The following is a 3,114-nucleotide window of genomic DNA, read 5'->3' as shown; positions in this document are numbered from 1 at the left end:
GTTGGCGATCCCGAAGCGGTCTTGGAGTTCCCGCGCGGAGGGAAGCCGCCCGCCCGGTTCGAAGCTGCCGGACCGGATCTCCTCCCTGAGCAGGTCTGCCGTACGGACGTAGGGGGGTCTGGGGTCGTGTTCCTCGTCGATCACGTCGTTGGGGACAGGGGAGGAGTCCGTCCGGGCCGCCAACGGAAGGCCGGGAGGTGTGCTGCTGACGTAGCTGCCCCGCCCGAGCACGGAGTAGACCATGCCTTCCTGCTTCAAGACCCTCAGGGCGTTTTGCACCGTCGAGCTGGAGACTCCGAAGCGCGCCTGAAGTACCCGCGCCGACGGCAGTCGGCTCCCGGGCGCATACTCCCCGGTCTGGATCCCGGCGCGCAGCACCTCGGCCGCCTGGAGGTAGGGCGGCCTCGAATCGTCTTCCAGCGGCAATGTCATGCGCGTAACCGTACGCAGCGCCATCTTCCGCTCCAGGCTGTGGGCTGGCCGCCGCGACCATCTGGCCAGGGAAAACAGGTCGAATACTTGTGCCCTTTCCCGGAATCTCGGGTTACGGTTCGTACCTGTAAGAGCACGAAGGGGGACATCATGGAGGCCACAACGTCTCGGTACGTCGGGCGCCCTCCGGGCATCGTGACCCGGGAGGACGGGCTGACCGACCGGCAGCACAGGATCGTCGACGCCATCCGGTCCAGCATCAGGGACCGCGGATACCCGCCGTCGATGCGGGAGCTGGGCCAAGCCGCCGGGCTCTCCAGCACCTCGTCCGTCGCGCATCAGATCGGCGCTCTGGTGAAGAAGGGCGTCCTGCGACAGGACCCGAAGCGCCCTCGCGCCTACGTCCCCACCACGACCGTCGGCCCCGAGGGCGACTTCCTCGGGGAAACGGGCCCCGAAGACGCGGTGTCCGACTCCTCGGTGGTCCACACCCCCCTCGTCGGCCGCATCGCCGCCGGCGTTCCCATCACCGCCGACGAGCAGGTCGAGGATGTGCTCGCACTGCCGAGGCAACTCGTCGGCAGCGGGCAGATGTTCGCGCTCACGGTCAGCGGCGAGTCGATGATCAAGGCGCACATCATGGACGGCGACACGGTCGCCGTCAGGGTGCAGCCGGACGCCGAGAACGGCGAGATCGTCGCCGCCATGATCGACGGCGAGGCGACGGTCAAGCGGCTCAAGCGGGAGGGCTCGACGGTGTGGCTCATGCCGGAGAACGACGCCTTCGAGCCCATCTTCGGCGACGCGGCGTCCATCCTCGGCAAGGTCGTGGCGGTCATGCGCAGCGTGTGAGCACCGCCGGCCGGGGATTTCGGCGGGCCGGAAGCCGTGACTGCTGTGGTTGATTCATTTTGGGATCGGAGAAGCATGAGCGACGAAGCAACGCCGGACGTGACGTGGGAAGAGATCGCGGACAGCTGGCGGCTGGACGAACTTCTCGAAGGCCGCATGCGGCCCACCACGAGCGACGACGTGCTGACGCTGATGACGATCGGGGCACTGCGCGGACGGCCGCCGCTGAGTGAGGCCGCGCGGCGCAAGGCCCTCGACGTCATGATGGCGGCGACTGACGGCGGCGCGGGGGCCGAAGAGGACCAGACACCGCGGGATCCTGCCCGTATCGAGCAGACGCGTCAGGCCGCGCTGCGTGCCTTCGAACAGGCCCAGCAGCAACGCGAGGAGTGACCAAGCCCAGGCGGCTCGCCGCAGAGCCGCCGCAGGGCGCGGACAGGAGTGCCTTCGAACCGAGCGCCATCGTTGACCAGGGCATGAGCGTTCGGAACCTCCTCGACACGGCCTTCGCACAGCCGGCCGCCCCGGCTACGCGTGACAGCGGCCTCACCTTCACCGCCCTGACCTCGGGCGCCTGGAAGGAGTTCCTTCTCGGTCCCGGCGCTGGGCCCGACAGACCGGGATCCTGGGACGAGCAGCTGGCGGTGTTGTGGAAGCGGGTGGTCGCGGAGTGCGGAGAGGCACAGCGACTCGCGGACGAGCACGACATCGACTGGGAACTGGCTCCTCACGAGTCCAAGGCAGTCCTCGCGCTGTGCGGGCCGGACGACGTCGTCATCGACGTCGCCGCGGCCGCACTGGCGACCCAGCGGGAGCAGTGGGAGCTCGAGCGGCGCTTCGCCCGGATCCATCGCCGCCTGCCCTCGGACCTGTCCGGCCTGGTGCCCGCGGACGTCGGCGCGCTGCGGTCCGGTCTGCTGGACGAGCAGGACTTCCTCGCCAGCACCTACGCCGTGCAGCAGAACCGAGCCGTGCGGTGGCTGCGCGCCCTGACCGGCACCGCGGCCTACCTGGCCGCCGCGCACATGGTCCCGGCCCCGCTCGCCCTGGACGTGGTCACCACCGCCCCGCTGGACGAACCGACCCGGGACGCTCTGCGGCTGCCGGCCCCCTGGTCGCTCATCACGCACGACGCCGTCCCCCTGCGCGCGGCCCAAGCCGACGACGACGAGCTCGCCGCGCTCATCGAGGACGGCGTGTGCGTGGGACCGGAGCCAGTCATCCTCGGCGGCCTGCTCGCCTCCCAGCCCGACGGCCGGCTCGACACGACGTCCGGGTTCCTGCTCATCTCCTCCCTCGACGCGACGGGGAAGCGGTGCCAGGTGCTGCAGCCGACCGCGTACGGCGACCACGGCGGCGGCCGCGTGCTGTACGGGTACGCCGCGCAGTTGGCGTTCGCCCGGTGGAGGCAGCCGCCCGTTCTCCCGGACCCCGGGCCGCGCCCCACGTCGCGCAGCGCCCTGGGCAGGATCGCCACGAGCGAGGCCGGGCAGGCCGGCGGGTTCCATGGGGTCCGTGTCCTGGACTTCACCCCACCACCCGAGGGACCGCCCGAGGAGCGCACGGCGCAGGGCGGCTCCCGGGGGCCACTCGGGTTCGGCACGTGGCGGCGAGCGCACTGGAAGCCCGGAGTGCGGATCGGGATCCGCGACAGCGACGGGCGGCTCGTCGGGCCGGTCTACAAGGCCAGCGCGGTCGAGGGCGTCACCTTCACCCGTGAGCGCCGGTTCTTCCCTCGCGCGCGGGTCCGCCCCGACCTCCCCCTCGCGCCCACGATCCCGGTCTACCGGATCCCGAACCCCGGCACTGCGAGCCGGTGACCTCCATGTG

General features: G+C 70.9%; 4 protein-coding genes. 3 read left to right on the top strand and 1 reads right to left on the bottom strand.

Features of this window, described 5'->3' with window-relative positions:
- The coding region (locus ABZ281_RS43875; protein WP_356663799.1) for a GntR family transcriptional regulator at window positions 1–432 on the bottom strand (432 nt) is incomplete at its 3' end.
- A gap of 150 nt (window positions 433–582) precedes the next feature.
- Between ABZ281_RS43875 and lexA the strand changes: the two genes are divergently transcribed.
- The 3 genes from lexA to ABZ281_RS43860 all read left to right on the top strand — a co-directional run bounded on the left by lexA (window position 583) and on the right by ABZ281_RS43860 (window position 3,104).
- A complete protein-coding gene (gene lexA / locus ABZ281_RS43870; protein ID WP_356663797.1) occupies window positions 583–1,284 on the top strand; it encodes a transcriptional repressor LexA in 702 nt (233 codons plus the stop codon).
- Between the two features lie 75 nt (window positions 1,285–1,359).
- On the top strand, window positions 1,360–1,677 hold the full coding sequence (locus ABZ281_RS43865) for a hypothetical protein (RefSeq protein WP_356663795.1): 318 nt from the start codon (window positions 1,360–1,362) through the stop codon (window positions 1,675–1,677).
- 83 nt (window positions 1,678–1,760) lie between these two features.
- Complete coding sequence (locus ABZ281_RS43860) at window positions 1,761–3,104, top strand: hypothetical protein (RefSeq protein WP_356663793.1); 1,344 nt, start codon at window positions 1,761–1,763, stop codon at window positions 3,102–3,104.
- Window positions 3,105–3,114 lie beyond the last annotated feature (10 nt).

Source organism: Streptomyces sp. NPDC006265, from assembly GCF_040613555.1.
GTDB lineage: Bacteria > Actinomycetota > Actinomycetes > Streptomycetales > Streptomycetaceae > Streptomyces.
This window is presented reverse-complemented; position numbering and strand designations above follow the sequence as displayed.